21 protein-coding genes are annotated in these 20,573 nt (G+C 69.9%); 9 read left to right on the top strand and 12 right to left on the bottom strand.

Features of this window, described 5'->3' with window-relative positions; all coding sequences use genetic code 11:
- Nucleotides 1-23: 23 nt before the first annotated feature.
- Genes BLU81_RS10075 through BLU81_RS10060 form a run of 4 tightly spaced genes read left to right on the top strand, consistent with a single transcriptional unit; the run spans nucleotide 24 to nucleotide 3,802 of the window.
- The gene (locus BLU81_RS10075) at nucleotides 24-1,901 is read left to right on the top strand and encodes an ABC transporter ATP-binding protein (protein WP_092543710.1); all 1,878 of its coding nucleotides are present in this window, start codon (nucleotides 24-26) and stop codon (nucleotides 1,899-1,901) included.
- Between the two features lie 36 nt (nucleotides 1,902-1,937).
- Nucleotides 1,938-2,405, top strand: a complete 468-nt coding sequence (locus tag BLU81_RS10070; RefSeq protein ID WP_092543709.1) for a nuclear transport factor 2 family protein — start codon at nucleotides 1,938-1,940, stop codon at nucleotides 2,403-2,405.
- On the top strand, nucleotides 2,402-2,917 hold the full coding sequence (locus BLU81_RS10065; protein WP_231954368.1) for a MarR family winged helix-turn-helix transcriptional regulator: 516 nt from the start codon (nucleotides 2,402-2,404) through the stop codon (nucleotides 2,915-2,917). The genes BLU81_RS10070 and BLU81_RS10065 overlap by 4 nt, the downstream gene beginning before the upstream one ends.
- A 60-nt stretch (nucleotides 2,918-2,977) precedes the next feature.
- The gene (locus BLU81_RS10060) at nucleotides 2,978-3,802 is read left to right on the top strand and encodes an NAD(P)H-binding protein (protein WP_092543707.1); all 825 of its coding nucleotides are present in this window, start codon (nucleotides 2,978-2,980) and stop codon (nucleotides 3,800-3,802) included.
- Between the two features lie 36 nt (nucleotides 3,803-3,838).
- Here BLU81_RS10060 and BLU81_RS10055 read toward each other — a convergent pair whose 3' ends face one another.
- From BLU81_RS10055 to BLU81_RS10045, 3 genes are read right to left on the bottom strand one after another with little or no spacing between them, the layout of a single operon-like run.
- A complete protein-coding gene (locus tag BLU81_RS10055; protein WP_092543705.1) occupies nucleotides 3,839-4,474 on the bottom strand; it encodes a hypothetical protein in 636 nt (211 codons plus the stop codon).
- Entirely contained in the window at nucleotides 4,471-5,013 is a 543-nt protein-coding gene (locus BLU81_RS10050) for an RNA polymerase sigma factor (protein ID WP_231954366.1), read from the bottom strand. Before BLU81_RS10050 ends, BLU81_RS10055 begins: the two co-directional genes overlap by 4 nt.
- Before the next feature lie 35 nt (nucleotides 5,014-5,048).
- Complete coding sequence (locus BLU81_RS10045) at nucleotides 5,049-6,650, bottom strand: hypothetical protein (RefSeq protein WP_092543701.1); 1,602 nt, start codon at nucleotides 6,648-6,650, stop codon at nucleotides 5,049-5,051.
- Between the two features lie 212 nt (nucleotides 6,651-6,862).
- Between BLU81_RS10045 and BLU81_RS10040 the strand changes: the two genes are divergently transcribed.
- On the top strand, nucleotides 6,863-8,029 hold the full coding sequence (locus BLU81_RS10040; protein WP_157751447.1) for a right-handed parallel beta-helix repeat-containing protein: 1,167 nt from the start codon (nucleotides 6,863-6,865) through the stop codon (nucleotides 8,027-8,029).
- A gap of 291 nt (nucleotides 8,030-8,320) precedes the next feature.
- On the opposite strand, the gene BLU81_RS10035 is transcribed toward BLU81_RS10040, so the two are convergent.
- Nucleotides 8,321-9,037, bottom strand: a complete 717-nt coding sequence (locus tag BLU81_RS10035) for a class I SAM-dependent methyltransferase (protein ID WP_092543697.1) — start codon at nucleotides 9,035-9,037, stop codon at nucleotides 8,321-8,323.
- A 55-nt stretch (nucleotides 9,038-9,092) separates the two neighbouring features.
- On the opposite strand from BLU81_RS10035, the gene BLU81_RS10030 reads away from it, so the two are divergent.
- Nucleotides 9,093-9,590 carry an RBBP9/YdeN family alpha/beta hydrolase gene (locus tag BLU81_RS10030; RefSeq protein WP_157751446.1) on the top strand — a complete coding sequence of 166 codons (498 nt, stop codon included), beginning with the start codon at nucleotides 9,093-9,095 and terminating at the stop codon, nucleotides 9,588-9,590.
- On the opposite strand, the gene BLU81_RS10025 is transcribed toward BLU81_RS10030, so the two are convergent.
- The 6 genes from BLU81_RS10025 to BLU81_RS10000 form a co-directional block, all read right to left on the bottom strand.
- Nucleotides 9,568-10,449, bottom strand: a complete 882-nt coding sequence (locus BLU81_RS10025) for a DUF3626 domain-containing protein (protein WP_092543693.1) — start codon at nucleotides 10,447-10,449, stop codon at nucleotides 9,568-9,570. The genes BLU81_RS10030 and BLU81_RS10025 overlap by 23 nt on opposite strands.
- On the bottom strand, nucleotides 10,446-11,282 hold the full coding sequence (locus BLU81_RS10020) for an undecaprenyl-diphosphate phosphatase (protein WP_092543691.1): 837 nt from the start codon (nucleotides 11,280-11,282) through the stop codon (nucleotides 10,446-10,448). Before BLU81_RS10020 ends, BLU81_RS10025 begins: the two co-directional genes overlap by 4 nt.
- A 68-nt stretch (nucleotides 11,283-11,350) precedes the next feature.
- Complete coding sequence (locus tag BLU81_RS10015) at nucleotides 11,351-12,277, bottom strand: tyrosine-type recombinase/integrase (RefSeq protein WP_092543689.1); 927 nt, start codon at nucleotides 12,275-12,277, stop codon at nucleotides 11,351-11,353.
- Nucleotides 12,278-12,290: 13 nt separating this feature from the next.
- Nucleotides 12,291-13,892, bottom strand: coding sequence for an ABC-F family ATP-binding cassette domain-containing protein (locus tag BLU81_RS10010; RefSeq protein ID WP_092543687.1), 1,602 nt, complete (start codon nucleotides 13,890-13,892; stop codon nucleotides 12,291-12,293).
- Between the two features lie 303 nt (nucleotides 13,893-14,195).
- Nucleotides 14,196-15,080 (bottom strand): dihydrodipicolinate synthase family protein, encoded by an 885-nt coding sequence (locus tag BLU81_RS10005; RefSeq protein ID WP_092543685.1) that lies wholly within the window; start codon nucleotides 15,078-15,080, stop codon nucleotides 14,196-14,198.
- Between the two features lie 29 nt (nucleotides 15,081-15,109).
- Complete coding sequence (locus tag BLU81_RS10000; protein WP_092543683.1) at nucleotides 15,110-15,883, bottom strand: endonuclease/exonuclease/phosphatase family protein; 774 nt, start codon at nucleotides 15,881-15,883, stop codon at nucleotides 15,110-15,112.
- A 161-nt stretch (nucleotides 15,884-16,044) separates the two neighbouring features.
- Here BLU81_RS10000 and BLU81_RS09995 point away from each other — a divergent pair, with 161 nt between their 5' ends.
- From BLU81_RS09995 to BLU81_RS09985, 3 genes are read left to right on the top strand one after another with little or no spacing between them, the layout of a single operon-like run.
- On the top strand, nucleotides 16,045-16,791 hold the full coding sequence (locus BLU81_RS09995) for a sulfite exporter TauE/SafE family protein (protein ID WP_092556855.1): 747 nt from the start codon (nucleotides 16,045-16,047) through the stop codon (nucleotides 16,789-16,791).
- 8 nt (nucleotides 16,792-16,799) lie between these two features.
- Entirely contained in the window at nucleotides 16,800-17,282 is a 483-nt protein-coding gene (locus BLU81_RS09990; RefSeq protein WP_092543681.1) for a heme-degrading domain-containing protein, read from the top strand.
- Nucleotides 17,283-17,322: 40 nt separating this feature from the next.
- The gene (locus tag BLU81_RS09985; protein ID WP_092543679.1) at nucleotides 17,323-18,339 is read left to right on the top strand and encodes an NAD-dependent epimerase/dehydratase family protein; all 1,017 of its coding nucleotides are present in this window, start codon (nucleotides 17,323-17,325) and stop codon (nucleotides 18,337-18,339) included.
- On the opposite strand, the gene BLU81_RS09980 is transcribed toward BLU81_RS09985, so the two are convergent.
- Nucleotides 18,271-18,834, bottom strand: coding sequence for a hypothetical protein (locus BLU81_RS09980; protein WP_197686167.1), 564 nt, complete (start codon nucleotides 18,832-18,834; stop codon nucleotides 18,271-18,273). The two genes, BLU81_RS09985 and BLU81_RS09980, sit on opposite strands and share 69 nt — an antisense overlap.
- Nucleotides 18,831-20,501 (bottom strand): FAD-binding dehydrogenase, encoded by a 1,671-nt coding sequence (locus BLU81_RS09975; protein ID WP_092543677.1) that lies wholly within the window; start codon nucleotides 20,499-20,501, stop codon nucleotides 18,831-18,833. The genes BLU81_RS09980 and BLU81_RS09975 overlap by 4 nt, the downstream gene beginning before the upstream one ends.
- Nucleotides 20,502-20,573 lie beyond the last annotated feature (72 nt).

The following is a 20,573-nucleotide window of genomic DNA, read 5'->3' as shown; positions in this document are numbered from 1 at the left end:
CTCCGCTGCCGGAAAGGCGCTTCGTGTCAGGTCTGTTCGTAAACTCTGTTGATCCTTTTCCGGCCGGTGACGGCTCCACTCCCGACGCCCGGGCCGGACGGTTTGTTCTGGAAGTGTTCCGGCCGCTGCGGCTGGTCGTCGTGGCGGCGGTCGTCACCACGATCCTGGCTGCCGCGATCGAGGTCTGGCTGATCGGTTATGCCGGGCGGCTGGTCGACATGCTCGCCGCCGCCGACCCGGGCACGCTCTGGGCCGGGCACGGTGCCGAACTGCTGGGCGTGGCCGTGTTCGTGACGCTGGTCAGGCCGGGGATCCACCTGGTCGGTGAGGCGCTGGACGACATCGCGTTCCGGGTCGACGCCCGTCAGCTCGCCCGCTGGCGGGCACACCGGTACGTGTCCCGGCAGTCCGTCGGCTGGTTCCGCTCCGACCTGGCCGGGCGGATCGCCACCTGGGTGCGTGACGGTGGTGATGCCGCGAGCACCGCCGCGTACTCGGTCATTCACACGCTGGTGTTCGTGGTCGCGTACATCGCCGGGTCGGTGTGGGTGATGTCGGCGATCGATCTGCGACTGCTGTTGCCGCTGGGCGCCTGGATCCTGGCGTACGCGCTGCTGATGTGGTGGACGGTGCCGCGCTACCGGCGTGCCTCGGAGCGGTTGCAGGAGGCGGAGTCCGAGCTGACCGGGCTGCTGGTCGACTCGTATGCCAACGCTGACACGCTGGCGTTGCTCGGCGGTCAGGACACCCGTACCGAGCATGATCGTCGGGTGTTCGGGCTGGCCAGGCGGGCGCATGTGAATCTGCAGCGGGTCGAGGTGACGATCAACGGCACGATGACGGCGCTCAGTAGTGCGCTGCTGGTCGGGCTCGTCGGATACGGGATCGTGCTCTGGCGTACCGAATCCGCGCCGTTGGGTCTGGTCGCGGCCGCGGTGGCGCTCAGTTTCCGGATCACCGCGATGGCCGAATGGCTGCTGGACGCGGTGTCGTCGTTGAACGGGTCCGTCGGTGTGCTCCGGCGGGCTCTGCGGGTCATCGCGCAGCCGCTCGCGGTCGCCGACAAACCACAGGCAGGGCCCTTGCTGGTACGAGGTGGAGCCATCGGTTTCGCGCAGGTCAGCCACCACTACGGCCGCGGTACGGGCGGGCTGGACCGGCTGAGCCTCGACGTCGCGGCCGGTGAGCGTGTCGGGATCGTGGGCCGGTCCGGAGCCGGTAAGTCCACGCTGGTCGGCCTGCTGCTGCGGTTCCATGACGCGGAGTCCGGCACGATCACGATCGACGGCACCGACATCACCGACGTGACGCAGGAGAGTCTGCGCGCCCGGATCGCCATGGTCGCCCAGGAGTCCACGCTGCTGCATCGTTCGGTCCGGGAGAACATCGCCGGCCCGGGCCCCGTCGACGACGCACCGGTCGAGAAGGCGCTGCGCCGGGCGTCCGCCGCCGGATTCGTCGCCGCGCTCCGGGACGCGGACGGCCGCACGGGCCTGGACGCCCATGTCGGCGAGCGCGGTGTGCGCCTGTCCGGTGGCCAGCGGCAGCGGATCGCGCTGGCGCGCGCGTTCTACCGGGACGCACCGATCCTGATCTTGGATGAGGCCACGTCCGCGCTCGACTCGGAAGCCGAGGCCGTCATCCACGACACGCTCGGCGAGGTGATGTCCGGCCGTACGGTGATCGCGATCGCGCACCGGCTGTCCACCATCGCGCACCTGGACCGGATCGTGGTTCTCGACGCCGGCCGGATAGTGGAGCAGGGAACCCACGCCGAGCTGCTGGAACGCGCCGGCATCTACGCGGACCTGTGGTCGCGGCAGTCCGGTGGTTTCCTCGGCACGGAGCGCCATGGTGAGAAGCATGACATGTCATCTGATCGGGCCTCAAGGTATGCATGACATGTCACGCAAGGCTTGATCGCAGCAGGAGGAAGAATGAACGCCACCACCGATCTCCAGAAGCGTCGCGAAGAGGTCGCCATCAGCTATTTCCGGATGGTGGACGCGGGCGATCCCGCGGTCCTCGACGTCTTCACTGACGACGCCCAGATGTTCTACCCGAAGTTCGGCATCGCGCGCGGAAAGGCACAGATCGGAGCGTTCGCGCAGACTCTCGGCCGGGGACTCTCCTCGCTCACCCACGAGATCGACGACTTCGTCGTGCTGACGTCCGGGGACCATGTGATCGTCGAGGGCGCGGAGAACGGAACAACGAGTTCAGGCGTGGAGTTCCCGGACGGTGTCTCCTCCTTCGGGCTGTTCTGCAACGTGTTCGAGTTCGAGGGCGAACTCATCAAGCGAGTCCACATCTACGTGGACCCGGACTTCGCCAACACCCACGCCGACGGTGTGGCATGGGGTAGGTCGGCGCAGGACACCATCGCCGCTATAAAGGACCGGTGACCGATAGCCCGTGGCTGGACGCCGGCCAAAGACGTGTCTGGCTCGCCTGGATGCGTCTGCAACTGCGGATGACGTACGAGATCAATCGCCAGTTGCAGGCGGACAGCGCGCTTTCGATGGCCGACTACGACGTGCTGACCGGGTTGAACGAGCTGGGCGGCCGGTTGCCGGTCAGCGCGCTCGCCAACCACCTGGGCTGGGAACGCAGCCGGGTGTCGCACCACGTCAAGCGGATGGCGACCCGCGGGCTGACGGTGATGTCACCCGCGGCCACCGACCGGCGGGTGACCGAGGTGGCGCTCACCGACCACGGCCGCACCGTGCTCGCCGATGCCGCACCGGGCCACGCCACACTGGTCAAACAGCTGTTCTTCGGCGATCTGCCGGGCGGCGATCTGCCCGCGCTGGCCGAGTCGCTGGAACGGATCTACGCGAACGTGCTGGAGAACGGCACGTTACCGCCGCCCCCGACCGGGACACTGCGGTCGGAAACTGACCTGATGGGCTCCTAACGTGCGGGGTGTGGGACCGGATCGCCGCGGCCCACACCCCCACGTTCAGAGAGACTCATCATGACGATTCTGATCACCGGCGCCACCGGGGCCATCGGCCGTGACCTCGTGGCGACCCTGCTGGCCGGCGGGGAGAAGGTCCGGGCGACGTCCCGGAACCCCGAGCGGGCGGGACTACCGGAGCAGGCCGAGGTGGTGACCCTCGGGACGGACGTGTTCGACGGGGTGGACCGGATGTTCGTGTTCCCGTTCGAAGACGGGGTGGACGACCTGGTCACCGCCGCGGTGGCGGCCGGGGCCAGCCGGTTCGTGGTGCTGTCGTCGCTGGCCGCGGCCGGTGAATCGGCTCGGGAGGTCAGCTCCGTCACCTACACCCATCATGTGGCGATCGAGCGGGCCGTGACCGCACGCACCGACGACTGGACGATTCTGCGGCCGGGCACGTTCGCGACCAATCTGCTGTCGTGGGCGTGGACGATCAAAGCCGGAGCCCCGGTCCGCGCCCCGTACATCCACTCCGCGCAGCCACCCATCCACGAGAAGGCCATCGCCGACGCGGCCGCCGTGGCCCTCACCCGCGACGGTCACCTCGGCCGCGTCTACCCACTGACGGGCCCGCAGTCGCTGACCCGTGTCGAGCAGGTCGCCGCGATCAGCGCCGGAATCGGCCGCGACATCGAACTGGTGGAGATAAGCCCGGAGGAGTTCCGCGCCGAGACGGCCCGGTTCATTCCCGAACCCATCATCGCGATGCTGCTGGCCTACTGGGCGGAGACGGTGACCGTGCCGGACCGGACCAGTGACGGGGTGCGCGCCCTCACCGGAAACGACGGCCGGACCCTGGAGCAGTGGGCGCGCGACCACCGCGCGGACTTCGGCGCCTGATCCCGCCCCAGGTCATCCGGTCCTCTGCGAAACGGCTCAGAAGGCCGCTTCGTAGAGTGCCCGGAGGCCGGGGTCGTCGGCCTCGCCGCTTTGGAAACAGTGCCAGACACTGCCCTCGGTGGAAGCGACCAGATAGCTCTTGCCCAGGTCGAACGTGCCGCTGCCCACCATGGGCACCCCGGCATAGTTCGTGGTGGACTGCTGCGCGACCTGAACGGTGCCGGCCTGCGGACCCTTGAACACCTTCGTCACCGCCAGTGTCACCACACCCGACGTCTCGTCCGGATTGTCGAGCTGTTCAGTGCCGTCTCCGTCCACCAACTTGATCACCGTGCCTTCGAAGGCGAAGTCCGCGTTCGCCGCCAGGCCGACGGGATCCGGCCTCGGATCGCACCTCGCGTCGCCGCCACCGTCGCTGGTGAGCTCGACGACCGTCGCCGGGGCCTTCGCTACGGGCACGGCCGGAACATCCGACGGCCGGGTCGCCGCCCACGCCGCGCTTCCGGCGAGCAGCACGAAAGCGGCGGCGGTGGCGGGCAGCGCCCACCGGCGGGCGTGAGTCCGGGACATGGCTTCCTCCGTGAGCTGTCGAACCTGATCCGGAGCGGCCGTTTGCAGTGATGTCGCCGGGTCCGCGTGGCGCAGTAACTCCCGCAGATCGTCGTCGTTCATGACCATCTCCTTCCTGTCGACTCCTCATGTCCGGCGCGGTCGCCGGTCTTTCCCAGGGCGTCCCGAAGTTTCTGTCTGGCCCGGTGCAGCCGGATCGAGGCGGCGTTCGCGGTGATCCCCATGACCGTGGCGATCTGCGCGGGCGGCAGATCCTCCCAGGCCCACAACCGCAGGATCTCGGCGTCCTTCACGGTCAGTTCCCGCATGGCCCGCCCGAGATCGTCGTCCGGCGGGCCGGGACCGTCGATCACCGCCACCGGCGGGTCCAGCCGGGCGATCCGGGAGAACAGCCGAAACTGACGGCGGCGCCCACGTTCGGCATTCGCCAGACAGTTCCTCGCCACCCCGTACGCCCAGGGAAGGTGCTCCTCCGGCATCTCGTCCAGGCGCCGCCAGCAGATCAGCAACGTCTCCGACAGCACGTCGTCAGCGGTCGCCGGATCGGTGCGCCGGGCCAGATAACGGCGCACGGCATCGATCACCGCCGGCGCCAGGGTCTCGAACCGCGCCCGGCGCGAGTCCACATTCACAAGGTCCACACTCAAGAATGTCCGGCAGGGCTACCGGTCTTTCATCAGTGGATGAGGCGGTGGATCGAACAGTCGAGTACCCGGCCGTCCTGGGTGCCGATCGCCAGGAGGTTCGCCCCGGTGCGCGCCAGCGAGAACGGCACGACGCGGTGGCCGTTCACCCGAAGTTGCTGGCGGCCCTGGACCGCGCCGTCGGTGGCCCGCAGGACGACCAGTTCGCCCGACGTGAACGTCACGTAGATGAAGTCGCCGTCCACGTCGAGTGCGGTGGCCTGGTGGTCGGCGGTGAAGACCCAGGACGGTTCGCCGGTCGGATAGGCGCGGCGAACCACGAAAGCGTTTCCGGGTAGCAGCCCGGCACCGTTGTGGACCGTGCCGGCGTGGACGATTGCCGGCCCGGCGCGATCGTCGAGGTAGGCGCCGCAGCCACCGGACAGGTGCCCTCCGCGCGACGTATCCCATTCGAGCGGGAACAGCCGCCGTACCCGGCGGTGTGGCGTGTCGACGGCGACCACCCATCTGGTGTCGGCATCGTCCTGGAGGAAGAGTAGGTCCGGGGCGTACCGGATGTCGAAATAGTGATTGAACAGGCGGTAGGGTCCCAGCTGTACTTTGCGGCCGCGCGCACCGGCCAGGCCGGCGATCGTGACCCGGCCCGCCTTCGCCTCAGTGACACGCAACGCCCACCGGCCGTCCGCCCGGGACACCATGACCGACGGCGCTGCGGCGCGGTGAATCGTCCGGACGGCGCCGGTGTCCAGGTCGACCTCCACCACGGCACTCGGCTGCGTCGTCCATCGGCCGTAGCTGTGTGTGGTCTGCGTCAACGTCAGCGCCGTTCGTTCGCTCGGCAGCGTGGTCACCTGGTAGCCGGTGCCGTCGGAGGGCACTCGCCAGGCGTGGTCCGGCGACGTGGGTGTCCAGCATTCGACCGCGATGCCGTCGAGCGCGGCGAGAACACAGCCGTCGGGGAGACCCCGCACTGCCCAGACCGCTCTGCGCGGCGTCCAGGCTCGTCCTAGTCGCTGTTCGAGGACTGCGGTGGCGTCAGCCGGATCTGTCGGGCATTCGTCCGGGTACGGTTCTTCGCCGTACGGCATTCGCAGCATGCCGTCGGTGGCCCGGTCCCAGTCGTCGCGGCGGATGGCGCAGGCCAGGGACGTGGTGCCGAACCTCTTCGTGTCCTCGTCGCAGGGAACTGCCAGCACTAGGTCGAGGGTCTGCGGGTCCTGCCAGGTCAGCCGGCGAACCTCGCGGGGATGTTGCAGCAGCGACACGGTCACGCCGGTCACCAGGTCCAACAGGAGCAGTTCACCTTCGTAGGCCCATCCCCCGTCGTATCGGCCGGTGCCGATCGCCAGCAACGGCAGGGTGGGATGGAAAGCGAGCGTATTGGCCGGCCATCGTGTCGTCAGGTGGAACAGGCAGGTGAGATCGGTGGAGCGGTAGACCGCTGTCGGATGCCAACCCGGGTCGGGTGATGACCGGCGGGACACGTCACGTGCGTGCCATTGCGGCGTGGTGAGCGCCCCGCCGATCGCGGTGAGCGTTCCATCGGGTGTGGTCGCGGTGACGCGTGGCCGGCCGATCTCGCAGAACGGGCCGCCGCCCAGCACCCGGTCCACCCGGACCTCGACCGTGCTCACCGGGTACCGGCCGACTCGATTCTTTTGATCATGGGGAGATTCTGCCCGCGGCGCGAGAAGCCGCCGAGCGTGGGGCGGCGTAGTCTCGCGGGGCGTTCGCGGACTCCGGCGCGCTGGTCAACGAGCTTCTATCTTGGTTGACGGGATTTTTCGGGAGCTGGTCCCCAAGCCCCGGGCAGTGACGGCGCGGCTGGGCCGGTACCGTCCGCGGCATGTCCTTAGTCAACATGAGGAAGACGGTGCGTTCGGCCCTGGCCGCCGCGCTTCTCGGCTTGATCGCATTCCTACCAGCCTCGCCGGCCGTCGCTGCGGGAACGCAGATCATCTACATGAATGCGTCCGGATCGGACTCGGCTGCTGGTGACTCCCCGGCGACCGCGGTGAAGACACTGGAGCGTGTCGAGCAGATCGTCGCGGCAGGACCGGCTGACCAGGATGTCGAGGTACGGATCCATTCCGGTACCTACACCGCCCACCAGACGATCTGGCAGACGTACCGGCCCGGGCACACCATCTCGTTCATGCCGGACGACTACGAGATCGGTGGGGGTGCCGACTCGATCGCTGCGCGGCCGGTATTCCAGAATGCGCAAGCCAGCGGCTCCGAGCGGTACATCACCGGATACTGGTTCTACGCCTGCGCGGGCGGCTCGCTCAACTCCGGCGGCACTTCCGCCCTGCGATTCTACTACCTGAAGGTGCAGTACTACTCCAGCGGAGGCATCTCACTCGACGGATCGGCCGGGCCCTGCGGCGGCGGATACAACCCGTCCTCCGCTCCCGGGCAGCCGTCGACGCGAGGCCTGGACGGCAACACCGTTTTCGGCATGGTCTTCGATTCCCTCGGCAACAAGTACACCGGTGGCCTCTGCGGCGACACGGACTGGCCACGATGCGGGTACGGCGGGGTCGTACTCACCGAATCGTCGAACAACAGGATTGCCAACAACCACTTCGTGAACCTGCGCAACACTGAGCGCAGCTACATCCACGCCGTCTACGTCACGCACAAAAGCTCGTACAACAGATTCACCGGCAACAACGTCACCGGGGTCAGCAGCGATCCAGTGAAAGTCCGGGACGGGAGCAACTTCAACACCTTCGATGCCAACGTGTTCGGAGCCAACAGCTTCCTCCGTACCTCGACACCGCCCGCCGTGCACTATCTGGAGGAAGTCAACGAGGACGAAAGCGAATGCTCCTCGTACCACAACCGGTTCACTGACAACAACCTCGGCATATACCTGACCGGGAGCAGCGCCAACCTGCCGACCTGGTACCTCAACCCGGCAGGTGCGACCTGGGCCGGCGCCACTGGTTGCCCGCCTCTGCCGACCGGCGAGACCCGGCTGACCACCGCGAACAACACCTACAACTGACAGCTGGGTTACCGGCCACACCACGGCGGGCCTCGCCCGCCGTGGTGTGGCCGACTGAAAGCCCTCGTCGGCGACCACCCACGCGTCACCGGCAGGCCCCTGGACCAGCCGAACGCCTGCCCGCCGCCGTACGGCTCCACGAGCCCAGGGGCCTGCTCACCGCACTCGACTACCCGATGGACATCGACCGCGGGGTGTGACGGTGACGGTCGCATTCGGCCCGGCGGTCGCGGGGGTGGCCGGGCGGGTCGCCTGCCTTGCGGGGTAGGGACGGGGCTGTCGGTAGGCGTATCAGATGAGGGGTTTCTCGCAGAGGAACACCCGTTCGCGGCCCGGCCGGTCCGGTGCCTGGCGGACGTCGCTGATGGTGAAGCCGCAGGTGGTCAGGTCGGTGCCGAGTTCGTTGCGGTCGCGAAAGCGCAGAGTGGAATCCGAGGTGAGGGTGTCGCCGCCGGGAAACGTGTAGGTGTGGCGGAACGACACCAGTGGCAGGTGGACGGCGGTGAGGTGGCGGCGGTGTTCGACCGGGCCGACGCCGGGGACGTCGCGCACGTCGGGGCCGGTGTCGGTGGCCCATTCGTCCCAGGCCCGGTACTCGGGGCGCCGGGTTTCGAAGACCAGGTGACCGCCGGGGCGTAGCCGGGTGTGGGCGTCGCGCAGGACGGTGTGCCACTGCTCGTCGGTGATGAACACCTGGGCGACGTTGGCGGTCATCAGCACCAGGTCGAACTCACCGTCCGGAAGCTCGGAGTGCCAGGTGATCCGGTCGGCGCCGGGTTTCTTGCGGGCCACGTCCAGGGAGGCGACCGCCGGGTCGTAACCGGTGACCGTGTGGCCGGCGTCGGCCAGGCGCAGCGCCAGGCAGCCGGTGCCGCAGCCGATGTCGAGGACGTGGTGGGCGCCGAGTTCGGCGGCGATCTGTTCGTAGGCGTCCAGGTCGCCGCGGTCGCCGTCGAACGTGTCGTAGACGGCGGCCAGGCGCGGGTGGGCGAAGATCGGGTCGGGCACGGTGCCGACTTTAGGCGATCGACGGACATTCACGTTTGCCGTTACGCTCCTGCGGGTGACCCGTTTTCTGCTGGTGCCCGGCCGCGGGGTGCCGTTCCCGAATCACTGGTCGCGGCAGTGGGCCCGGACACACCGGGGGTTCGTGTGGGCGCCGGAGCCGCCGGGACCGCCCTATGTCGCCGAGGATCGGGTGGCGGCGTTGCAGGCGGTGATCGCCGCTTCCGAGGAGCCGGCGGTTCTGGTCGCGCACAGTGCCGGGTGTCTGACGGTGGCGTTCTGGGCCGAGCGGCACACCGGCCCGGTGGTGGGCGCGTTGCTGGTGACCTCGCCCGCGCCCGACGGTATCCCGCGGGGGCCGCTGCCGTTCCGGTCGGTGATGGTGGTGTCGCGTAACGATCCGCATTGTGCGTTCGATGACGGGGTTGCGCTGGCCGCGGACTGGGGTGCCGAGGTCGTCGACGCGGGCCCGGTGGGGCATCTGGACTCGAAGTCGGGGTTCGGGCCCTGGCCGGACGGGGAGAAGCTGGTCGCTAGGCTGGCCGGCCCCGCATGACCAGGATGTGCCACAGGTATTTGACCAGTTGCGGATGGTCGCCGTCGCGGGCGGCGCGGCCGATCAGCGCGGCGTCCAGGACCGGCTGCCGATAACGGCCGGCGATGGCACGGGCCAGCGGCGGGACCTCGTCGCCGCGCAGGTCGGCGGGGAACGCGGTGGCGGGCAGCTGGAAACCGGGATGCCAGCGGATCGGGACCGCGAGTCGCCGCAGGTGTTGTTCGGTGCCGGTGCCGCGAAACGACGGGTCGGCGACGATCGCGGCGATATCCGTGGCGATGGTGAGGCCGCCGTGGACCTGGGCTTCGACGTAGTCGTCCAGGACCCGGCCGGCGTCGGCGCGGGGTGCGGTCAGTGCCGCCACCCACTCGGGTGCGCTGCTCGCGGTCACCCCGGACGCATTGCCGGTACGGGTGACCTGCTCGAGCAGCGCGTTCCAGATCGTGGTGAAGGTGTCCGCGGTGCCGAGCAGTTCCGGGTGGGTGTGGCTGTCGCCGAGGCTGAAGGTGGCGCGCCGCAGGGTGTGCGGGTGCAGGATCAGGTGGCAGCTGCCGAAGCGGGGTGCCGCCCCGTCGGGGTGCCCGGCGAGGTTGAGGGCGCCGTAGACGGGCCGGCTGTAGTCGCCGCCGAACAGATGCTGTTCCCAGCGCGGCCGGTCGCCGCCGAGGCCGCCGTTGGAGATGCCGGTCTCGTACTGGGTGCGGTAGACGCCGTCGGCGGCCAGGTGTTCGGCGACGGTGTGGCCGTCGGCGAGCAGCCGGTCGGGGTGGAAGTTGACGGTGATCGGGGCGGCCGGAACCGGGCCCGGAGACGGGAAGAGCGCCCGCACGTGGGCGAGCGCTCGTTCCGCGGGTGTCATTTGTGGTCGATGGTGCCGGTCGCGAGCAGGACCAGCAGCAGGGAGCCTAGGGCGAGCCGGTAGAAGATGAAGACGCTGTAGGAGTGTTTCGACACGAACTTCAGCAGCCAGGTGACCGACGCGTACGCGACGGCGAAGCTGACGACGGTGGCGACGATGGTGTTGGTCCAGCCGACGCCGGTGGAGATCCGGTCGAACTCCTGGATGCCCTGCAGGATCGACGCGCCGGTCAGTGCGGGGATGGACAGGAAGAACGACAGTTTCGTGACGGTGACCCGGTCCAGGTCGCGCAGCAGGCCGGCGGACATGGTGGCGCCGGAACGGGACACGCCGGGGATCAGCGCCAGACACTGGACGGTGCCGATGATCAGGGTGTCTTTCCAGGTGACGTCTTCCTGGTGGCGGACCTGGGTGGCGGCGTGGTCGGCGAACGCCATCACCCCGGACCAGAGGATCAGTGCCCCGGCGACGAACCAGAGGCTGCGCAGGGTGCCTTCGATCTGGTCCTTGAACAGCAGGGCGGCGATCACGATGGGGATCGAGCCGAGCAGGGCGCCCCAGCCGAACCGGAAGTCGGGGGTGTCGCGCTGGGCTTTGTCGAACAGGCCTTTGAAGAAGGCCGGGACGACGCGGGCGATGTCTTTACGCAGGAAAAGGATGGTCGCCAGCACCGCACCGGACTGGATGATCACCGTGAATGCGGTGATGTCCGGGTCGTCGATGGTGTGGCCGAACAGTTTCTCCAGGATCGTCAGGTGCCCGGTGGAGGACACCGGGAGGAATTCGGTGATGCCCTCGACGGCGCCGAGGATCACCGCCTCGACGATACTCATATCGGTAGCCAAAATTTATTTCCCGCCCGCGTTGCTTCGTGACCGGGTTCAGAGCATAGGGGTCTTGTTCACGCGCTGTTGCGGCGGGCACGAGCCGCGGCGATCGTGTACGTGGGGTCACGATCCAGGTTGTGACGGTCACGGTCGTAGCGGCGGGTGGTGCGCGGGTCGGCGTGGCCCATGGCGTCCTGAACGTCTTCGAGGGGGACGCCTTCGGCGCGGGCGGTGGTGGCGAACGCGTGCCGCAACGAGTGGGGGGACAGCCGGCCGGCTTCGGCGATGCCGGCCTGGGTGGCCAGGCGCCGGATCAGCCGGAACACCGCGTACCGGTCGACCCGGCCGCCGGTGGAGGTGCGGAACAGGGGCCCGGCGGCCAGGCCGCGTTCGGTGAGCCATTCGTCCAGGACCTGGGCGGTGGCCGGGGTGAGGGCGCGGCGGCGGGCTTTGCCGCCTTTGCCGGTGAACCGGACGGTGCGGTGGCCGCGTTCGTAGCTCATGTCGATCAGGTCGAGGCCGACCAGTTCGCTGACGCGCAGCCCCAGGTCGGCGAGCAGGGTCAGCATCGCGTGGGTGCGCTTCCCGGCGGTGGCGGCGGCGGCCAGCAGTGCGTCGACCTCTTCGGGGGTCAGGCCGAGGGTGGCGGAGTGGTCGCGGTCGACGTAGGGGCGGTCGGCGCCACCGACCGGGTTGGTGGTGACCGCCTGAAGTTTGACCAGGAAGTCGTACCAGCTGGACACTCCGGACAGTTTCCGGGCGACGGTGGCCGGGGCGAGGCGGGTCTCGAGCTGCCGGGCGTAGGTGTTGACGTCCAGGAAGGTGGCGCGCAGCGGTTCGAGGCCGCGGTCGGCGCACCAGGTGAGCCAGGTCCGCACGTCGCGGCGGTAGGCGGTGCGGGTGTGCTCGGACAGTCGCCGGTTGGCCAGCCATGCTTCGGTGAACTGGTGTGCCGTCTCGGGGGTGGCCGGTGACCAGGATTGGTGGGGCTGCAGCGACATGCCGGTCAGTTTGTCAGTTCTCGATCACCTGTCCACCGGTGACATGCCAGTGCCGGGTGTGGCCGATGGCGTCGGCGAAGTACCTGTCGTGCGAGACCACCAGCAGGGTGCCCCGGTAGCGGCGTAACGCCTCCTCGATGACGTCGAGGGCGGCGAAGTCCAGGTGGTTGGTGGGTTCGTCGAGCAGCAGGATCCGGGCCGGGCTGTTGACCAGCACCGCGAGCAGCAGCCGCCGTAACTCCCCGGCGGACAGGTCCCGCACCGGGCTGTCCCACTGGTCGTCGTCGAACTGGTGCCCGGACAGGAGTTTCTCGGCGTCGTCGATGTAGACCGGCACCCGGGCGCGGAAGAAGTCCATCACGGTGGTGGTGTCGCGCAGGCCGTCGTCGGTCTGGGGCAGCACTGCCACGTCCGGGTGCTGGTCGGCGATGGCCCGCAGCAGGGTGGTCTTGCCGGCGCCGTTACGGCCGGTGATGAGGATCCGGTCGCCGCGGGTGACGTCGAGATCGATGCCTTTGAGCAGGTCCCGGACGGTGAGGTCGCGCACGGTCAGGACGGTGTCGTTCGCGTCGTCGTTGTCGGCGGGGAACGCCAGGGTCAGCGGCGGCCGGGTCCGGGGCCGGGCGATCCACTTGACCGAGGCCATCTGGCGGCGCAGGCGCCGTTCCCGGACCTTGGCTTTACGGGCCACCAGCCGGGCGACACGCCGCAGGTGGGGTGCGGTGAGCCCGGACCGGACGCTGTTCTCCACGCCGGAGGAGTAGGCCTTGGTGCGTTCGATGTCGGCTTCCCAGCGGCGCCGGTCCTTCTCCTGGGCCTCGTAGTCGAGCAGCAGTTTCTCCCAGCGGCGCTGTTTCTCCTCGCGGAACGCGGTGTAGCCGCCGCCGGGATAGTCCTGGGGTTGTTCGTCGATGCCGTCGAGTTCGATGATCCGGCCGGCGACCTCATCGAGGAACGCCCGGTCGTGGCTGACCGCGAGGACTCCCCCGTCGTAGTCGCGCAGCCACTGCCGTAGCCAGGCCGCGCCGTCGGCGTCGAGATGGTTGGTGGGTTCGTCGAGCAGCAGCAGGGCCGGGCTGTCGAGCAGGGCGCGCGCCAGCATCAGCCGGGCCTGTTCACCACCGCTGACGGCGCTGAGAGTGAGCGTGTCGGGCAGGTGATCGATGTCCAGGCGCTGGCGGATCTCGGTGAGCCGCGTCTCAGCGGTCCACCCTTGCAGGGCGGTCCAGCGTTCCTGCACGGCCGCGTACTCGTCGAGCACGTCCTCGACCGCCAGGCGTCTCTCCAGGTCACGCATGCGGGTGACGACGTCGGCGAGTTCGCCGAGGCCGCCGGTCAGGTAGTCGCCGACGGTGCCCGCCGGGTCGGGCATGCGCTGCGGCACGTACCCGATCCGGGCGCCGGTCTTCACCACCCCGTGGGTGGGCGCCAGTTCGCCGGCCAGGATGCGCAGCAGGGTGGTCTTGCCGGCCCCGTTGGGCCCGACGATCCCGATCCGGTCGCCGGGGCGCAGGGTCAGGTCGAGGCCGGAGAAGAGCAGGTCGCCGTCGTGGGCGTGGCCGAGGCCGGTGGCTTTGAGGTGGGACAAGGCAGGCTCCAGGTAGTGAAGGGACACGGGTCGTGTGTCTCTCAGATCACCGGAACTCCTCGCCGCTGTGGGCCTCCTACTCTGCTCGCTCCCCCACCCACCCCGCAAATCCAATTCAACGACCCATTCGCTGGTACGCCCCGCCAGCCCCACGCCGGGCTACCCCTGAGCGTGGCATCCCCGCAAGGCAGGCGACCCGCCCGGGCCGCCGACGCGACCGCCGGGCGTGAGCGTGCCCTCACCGGGCAGCGGTCGCGTTGCTGGTGTGGTGACCTGGGGTGCGGATCGCACCGCAAGTCACCACGCGGGAAAGCGCTCGCCGGTCTGCCGTCAGTGGTCCAGGCCGGCTTCGGTCAGGGCGTGGATGACGGCACGGCGGGCGGTGGTGTCCAGGCCCCGGATCGGGCGGGGCAGACTGTCGGGGCCAGTGAGGGTGAGGTGTTCGGCGATGGCGGCCACCACGCGCAGGCTGCCGTGGGCGGCGAACAGTTCCCACAGCGGCCGCAGCCGGTCGGAGGCGGCTTTCGCGGCGGCGGGGTCCGGGGCCCGGGTGATGGCGAGGGCGGCGGTGGGCAGGGTGCCGCCGATGACCGAGTACCAGGCGTCGCAACCGGCGTGCAGGGCTACCGCGGCGACCGGGTCGCCGGAGACGCCGATGCCGACGTGGGCGGGCAGCAGTGCCCGGATGGCGGTGACCCGGTCGCGGGCGATCGGTGCGGTGACCGGGAGCGGCGGCACTTTGATCGAGGTGACGTGCGGGAGTTTCGCCACCGCCGCGTACAGGTCGTCGGTGAACGTGAAACCGGTGGTGCGCGGATTGTCGTAGACCACCAGCGGCACCGCGATCCGTGCGGTGACCTGTTCGAACAGGTGGTACACCTCGTCGGGATGCAACGGCTGGTACGACACCGGGGCCAGCAGCAGGCCGGACGCGCCGGCTTGCTGGGCGTCGTCGGCGTACCGCAGGACGTGGGCCTGCCGGAGCGCTCCGATGCCGGCGATCACCGGGACGCCGGCGGCGTGCTGGACGGCGAGGGTGACGGTGCGGGCGCGTTCGGTGCGGTCCAGGTAGGCGTACGAGCCGGTGGATCCCAGGGTGCCGATGCTGTCGACGCCGGCGGACGCGAGCCGTTCGATGATCCGTACGAAAGCGGGTTCGTCGAGGTGGTCGTCGTGCAGCGGGGTGAGCGGGAAGGCGCTCAGGCCGGTGAACACGGGCTTCTCCTTAGCAAGAGGCGAATGGGTCAGTGGTGCAGGTGTACGACCAGCGGGCGGTGGTCGGAGACGCCGGCGCGCGGGGTGCGCACCTGCACGACCCGGCCGAGGGCTGCCGCGCCGCGTGGGTCGGCGAGCACGTGGTCGAGCTGGGTGCGCGGCACCGGGCTGGGGAAGGTCGCGGCCCGGGCCAGGGGCTGCCAGCCGGTGAAGGCGCGGACCGGACCGGCGGGCATGTTCAGGTCACCGAGCAGCACCCGTGGTGCGGGCAGGGCGCGCATGGCGCGGACGGCGGCGCGTAATTGGCGCACGTTCCAGCCGGGGACGAACGACAGGTGGGTGGTGGCGACCGACAGCGGCCCGTGCGGGGTGTCCAGGACGGCGGCGAGCAGCACCCGGGGTTCGTCGCGCAGCAGCATCAGCCGGCCGCCGCCGACCAGCACGGGTGAGCGCATCGGGGCGCCGGGCAGCTGGGTGATCAGCCATCGTTGCACGGGGTAGCGGCTGACCAGGGCGATCCCGTACTGCGGGTGGGAGATGTCGGCGGCGGCATGCCACGGTTGCCAGATCTCGCCGGGGGTGCCGACGACGGCGGCAGCGAACCGGTGGGTGTGCGCGCCGAGGGCGTCGGCGGCCAGGGTGGTGAGGTCGAGCAGGCCGCTGCGGGGCTGGGCCCGGTCGACTTCCTGCAGGCCGAGGACGTCGGCGTCGAGGTCGGTGATCGCGGCATGGATCCGGTCGGCGTGTACGGTGCCGTCGGACAAGGATCTGCCGTGGAGCAGGTTGAAGGTGGCCAGGCGCACCAGCCGACCCTAGCCAACGGGAGAAGTGCGATGTTCTTCAAGGCGTTGTTGTGTCTCGTGGTGTTGTTCATCGCGGGCGCGTCGTTCGGTATCTGGTTGCAGAAACAACGTCAGAAGTGAACCTGTTCGTCGAAGCGGCACCCGAGGTGCTGGTCACGCTGATGGTGGCGGCGTTCGCGGCCGGGTGGATCGACGCGGTGGTCGGTGGTGGCGGGCTGTTGTTGTTGCCGGCGTTGCTGGTGGCGGCACCGCAGTTGCATCCGGCGACGGCGCTGGGTACGAACAAGCTGGCGGCGATCTGTGGGACGTCGACGGCGGCGGTGGCGTACGCCCGCAAGACGACCATCGACTGGGGTGTGGCGGGCCCGGCGGCCGGTCTGGCGCTGCTCTGTGCCGGGTGCGGGGCGGCGTTGGCGGGTGCGATTCCGGCGAGCGCCTATCGGCCGGTGATCATCGCGGTGCTGATCCTGGTGGCGGTGTTCGTCACCGTACGGCCGCAGATGGGGTTGATCGAACAACCGCACAAACGGACCGCCTGGCGGCGTGGGACCGCCGTGGCCGTCGCCGGGGCCGGGATCGCCGCCTATGACGGGCTGATCGGGCCGGGGACCGGCACGTTCCTGGTGCTGGCGTTCACCACGCTGATCGGGGCGGACTTCGTGCACGGATCGGCCATGGCCAAGATCGTGAACACCGCGACGAACCTGGGCGCGCTCGTCGTGTTCGCCGCGACCGGTCACGTGGCCTGGCTGCTGGGGGCCGCGATGGCCGTCTGCAACGTCGGCGGTGCCCTGCTGGGCGCGCGGATGGCCCTGCGCCGGGGCGCCGGTTTCGTGCGGATCATCCTGCTGACGGTGGTGCTCGCGTTGATCGCCCGCCTCGGCTGGCTGGTCTGGCAGGATTCATAATCGGTGTCATGAGCGACCTGGAGAAGTTGATCGCGACCGTGCAGGAGCAGGAACAGCGCCTGGTGTTCGCCCGGTTCACCGAGGCCGACGCCTGGCGGCTGGGATCGTTGCTGGTGGAGCTGGCGGCCGGCCGGGACCTGCCGGTGGCCGTCGACATCCGCCGTGGCCAGCAGCAGTTGTTCCACGCCGGGCTGGCCGGGTCCAGCGCCGACAACGACGCCTGGATCGAGCGCAAGGTGCGGGTGGTGTACCGGTTCGCGGCCTCGTCGTACCTGGTCGGGCGCCGTCTGGAGGCCAAGGGTGCCGCGCTGGACGCCGCGATGGGTGTGGATCCGGCGTTGTTCGCCGCGCACGGTGGCGCGTTCCCGATCCGGGTGCCGGGTGTGGGTGTGGTCGGGGTGGTGACGGTGTCGGGGCTGCCGCAGGCCGACGATCACGCCCTGGTGGTGGAGGCGATCGAGGCGTTCCTGGGTTCTGCCGACGGCAGATGATCCTGGGCGTGTCGCCGCGGTAGCGGGCAGCCTGAACCGTATGCGGATTCTGGTGCTGGGCGGTAGTGGGTTCGTCGGCCGGGCGATGGCCGAACTCGCGGTGGCGCGCGGTGACACGGTGACGGTGTTCAACCGGGGCCTGCGGTCACCGGTCGACGGTGTCGAGGTCCGCACCGGTGACCGGCTGGCCGACGACGGTCTGGCCGCGCTGGCGACCGGTGAGTGGGACGCGGTGGTCGACACCTGGTCGGCCGCCGGTGAGGTGGTCGGGGCGGCGGCCGCACTGCTGAAGGGCCGGGCCGGGCATTTCACGTACGTGTCGAGCCGGTCGGTGTACCTGTTCGACGAGGACGGCCACCAGCCGGGCCTCGACGAACACGCGCCGCTGGTCGACGCTGCCGACCCGGGGTACGCCGGTGACAAGCTGCGGGGTGAGCTCGCGACGGCCGTGTTCGACGGTCCGGTGTTGCTGGCCCGGGCCGGGCTGATCCTGGGCCCGCACGAGGACATCGGCCGTCTGCCGTGGTGGCTGCACCGCCTGCACCGCGGCGGCCCGACCCTGGCCCCCGGTCCCCGGGAGCTGCCGTTGCAGTACATCGACGCCCGCGATCTGGCCGCGTTCGTCCTCGACAACGCGGCCGCGGGCCGGACCGGCCCGTTCAACACGGTCAGCCCGCCCGGCCACACCACCATGGGCGAGTTCCTCGACATCGCCGTGGAGGTGACCGGCGGCCGGGCCGAGCTGCGGTGGCGGGATCCGGAGACGATCCTGGCCGCCGGGATCGAGCCGTGGATCCAGTTGCCGGTGTGGCTGCCGCCGGGCCCGCTGCACAACTTCCTGCACGCCGGTGACGTCTCCCGTGCCCTGGCCGCCGGGCTGCGCTGCCGGCCGGTCCGCGAGACGATCACCGACACCTGGAACTGGCTGCCCCCGCAGCCTCCGCAGCGCGCCGACCGGCCGGTGCTGGGGCTGGATCCGGAGCTGGAGTCAGCCGTAACAGGGCTGCCCGGCGGCGGGGTCGGCGGGCACGACGTCCAGGCCGCTGTCGGCCAGTAGCGCCCGCACCGCGGCGGGTCCCGCGCCGATGCCGGCCCAGTGCGGGTCCACATCACTGGTGAAACACCAGCTCTGGTCGGCGGGCCAGACGATCGCCGGGGGTTCACCCGGCAGGCTGTCACCGAATTCGTCGATCGCCCGCAACGGGCCCCGGAACAGGGCGAAGTGCCGGTACGGCAGATCGGTCAGCAACGGCCCCGGCGGGAGTTCGTGGTAGCCGTCCCACAGGGCGAAGTAGCAGTCGTCCGGGGTGCCGGTGAACGCGGCGAGCACGCGCAGGGCCCGGCGTGCCTGGCTGAGGTCGTCCGGGTGATCGTCGGGCACGTCCACGTCGGCTTCGTCCTGTCCGGCGCTGACCGGGTCGGGCACGTACCGCAGCCGGGCGTAGGCGGCGAACCCGTCCGGCCCCATCGTGATCAGCTGGTGGGCCTCGGCCGCGGACTGCACGAGCCAGTCCGCGGCCGACATGTCCGAACAGCGGTGCAGCAGGGTCACAGGCTGCTCGCCGCGTGGCGCCCGGCGGCCCGGCCGCTGAACAGGCAGCCACCGAGGAACGTGCCTTCCAGCGCGTTGTAGCCGTGCACCCCGCCGCCGCCGAATCCGGCGACCTCACCGGCGGCGTACAAACCGGAGATGGGGTTGCCGTCGGCGGCCAGGGCCCGCGAGTTCAGGTCGGTCTGGATGCCGCCGAGGGTCTTGCGGGTCAGGATGTGCAGTTTCACCCCGATCAGCGGCCCGGCCGCCGGGTCCAGCAGGCGGTGCGGGACGGCGGTCCGGCCGATCCGGTCACCGAGGTAGCGGCGGGAGTTGTGGATGCCCTGGATCTGGGCGTCCTTGGTGACCTTGTTGGCGATCTGCGAGTCCCGGGCCTGTACTTCGGTGCGCACGCGGGCGGCATCCAGCAGCGGTTTGTCGGTGAGCTTGTTCATCCCGGCGACCAGGCCCTCCAGGGTGTCGGCGACCACGAAGTCGGCGCCGTGCTGTTTGAACGCCTCCACCGGTGCCGGGGCTCCCTTGCCGAACAGGCGTTCCTTGAGGAAGCCGCGCCGGTCCCCGGCGGTCAGGTCGGGGTTCTGCTCGCTGCCGGACAGGGCGAACTCCTTCTCGATGATCCGCTGGGTGAGCAGGAACCACGAGTGGTCGAACCCGGCGATCTCCGGAGTGGTCCGCAGATGCTTCAACGTGCCGAGGGTGTCGTAGGAGGGGAAGAACGGTGCGGGCAGGCGACGGCCCAGCGCGTCCAGCCACAGCGGCGACGGGGCGGACAGGATGCGGATGCCGTGGCCGGGCCAGACCGGATCCCAGTTCTGCACGCCTTCGGTGTAATGCCACATCCGGTCCCGGTTCACCAGGCGCGCTCCGGCGTCCTCGGCGATCTGCAGCATCCGCCCGTCCACATACGCCGGCACGCCGGTGATCATCGTCGCCGGTGGGGTGCCGAGACGGTCCGGCCAGAACTCGCGGACCAGGTCGTGGTTGGCGCCGATGCCGCCGGTGGTGACGATGACCGCCTGCGCGCGCAGTTCGAAGTCGCCGGTGACGTCCCGGTTGGAGGGTTGCCCGCGTCCGGCGTCGTCGGCGGCGAGCAGTTTCCCGCGTACGCCGGTCGCGGTCCCGCCCTCGATGATGATCTCGTCGACCCGGTGCCGATGGTGGAAGGTCAGCAGGCCCGCCTCGGCGGCTCGCAGCGCGGACGCGGTGAACGGGGCGACCACCCCGGTGCCGGTGCCCCAGGTGATGTGGAACCGCGGCACCGAGTTGCCGTGCCCGCCGGCTTTGAGTTCACCGCGTTCGGCCCAGCCGGCGAACGGCAGCCACGACAGCCCCAGCGACGACAGCCAGGCCCGTTTCTCCCCGGCCGCGAACTCGACGTAGGCACGTGCCCACTGCACGGCGTGCGAGTCCTGGTCCTGGAGCCGGTCGAAGCCGGCGCTGCCCTGCCAGTCGGCCCAGGCCAGTTCGACACTGTCGTGGATGCGGGCGCGGCGTTGTTCGGGGCTGTCGACGAAGAACAGGCCGCCGAACGACCACCAGGCCTGCCCGCCGAGGTTCGCGGCGTTCTCCTGATCGACCAGGGCCACCGTCTTACCGGCGGCGGTGAGTTCGTGAGCGGCGGCCAGCCCGGCCAGCCCGGCCCCCACCACGATGACGTCGACGTCCATGGCCTGCTCCTCTGCGGTTGAATACGAGAATTTATCGGATTCGTGGCGGTGGGGAAACACACTCCGCCGCCC

Source organism: Actinoplanes derwentensis (genome assembly GCF_900104725.1).
Classification (GTDB): domain Bacteria; phylum Actinomycetota; class Actinomycetes; order Mycobacteriales; family Micromonosporaceae; genus Actinoplanes; species Actinoplanes derwentensis.
The sequence above is the reverse complement of the archived record's forward strand: the minus strand, read 5'-3'. Positions and strand labels throughout refer to the sequence as shown.

Coding starts and splice junctions, on each gene's coding strand:
- BLU81_RS10040 (WP_157751447.1), top strand. CDS start 6,863: ATGTCCTTAGTCAACATGAGGAAGACGGTGCGTTCGGCCCTGGCCGCC.
- BLU81_RS09985 (WP_092543679.1), top strand. CDS start 17,323: ATGCGGATTCTGGTGCTGGGCGGTAGTGGGTTCGTCGGCCGGGCGATG.
- BLU81_RS10015 (WP_092543689.1), bottom strand. CDS start 12,277: ATGTCGCTGCAGCCCCACCAATCCTGGTCACCGGCCACCCCCGAGACG.
- BLU81_RS09975 (WP_092543677.1), bottom strand. CDS start 20,501: ATGGACGTCGACGTCATCGTGGTGGGGGCCGGGCTGGCCGGGCTGGCC.
- BLU81_RS10070 (WP_092543709.1), top strand. CDS start 1,938: ATGAACGCCACCACCGATCTCCAGAAGCGTCGCGAAGAGGTCGCCATC.
- BLU81_RS10020 (WP_092543691.1), bottom strand. CDS start 11,282: ATGAGTATCGTCGAGGCGGTGATCCTCGGCGCCGTCGAGGGCATCACC.
- BLU81_RS09995 (WP_092556855.1), top strand. CDS start 16,045: ATGGTGGCGGCGTTCGCGGCCGGGTGGATCGACGCGGTGGTCGGTGGT.
- BLU81_RS09990 (WP_092543681.1), top strand. CDS start 16,800: ATGAGCGACCTGGAGAAGTTGATCGCGACCGTGCAGGAGCAGGAACAG.
- BLU81_RS10060 (WP_092543707.1), top strand. CDS start 2,978: ATGACGATTCTGATCACCGGCGCCACCGGGGCCATCGGCCGTGACCTC.
- BLU81_RS10055 (WP_092543705.1), bottom strand. CDS start 4,474: ATGAACGACGACGATCTGCGGGAGTTACTGCGCCACGCGGACCCGGCG.
- BLU81_RS10025 (WP_092543693.1), bottom strand. CDS start 10,449: ATGACACCCGCGGAACGAGCGCTCGCCCACGTGCGGGCGCTCTTCCCG.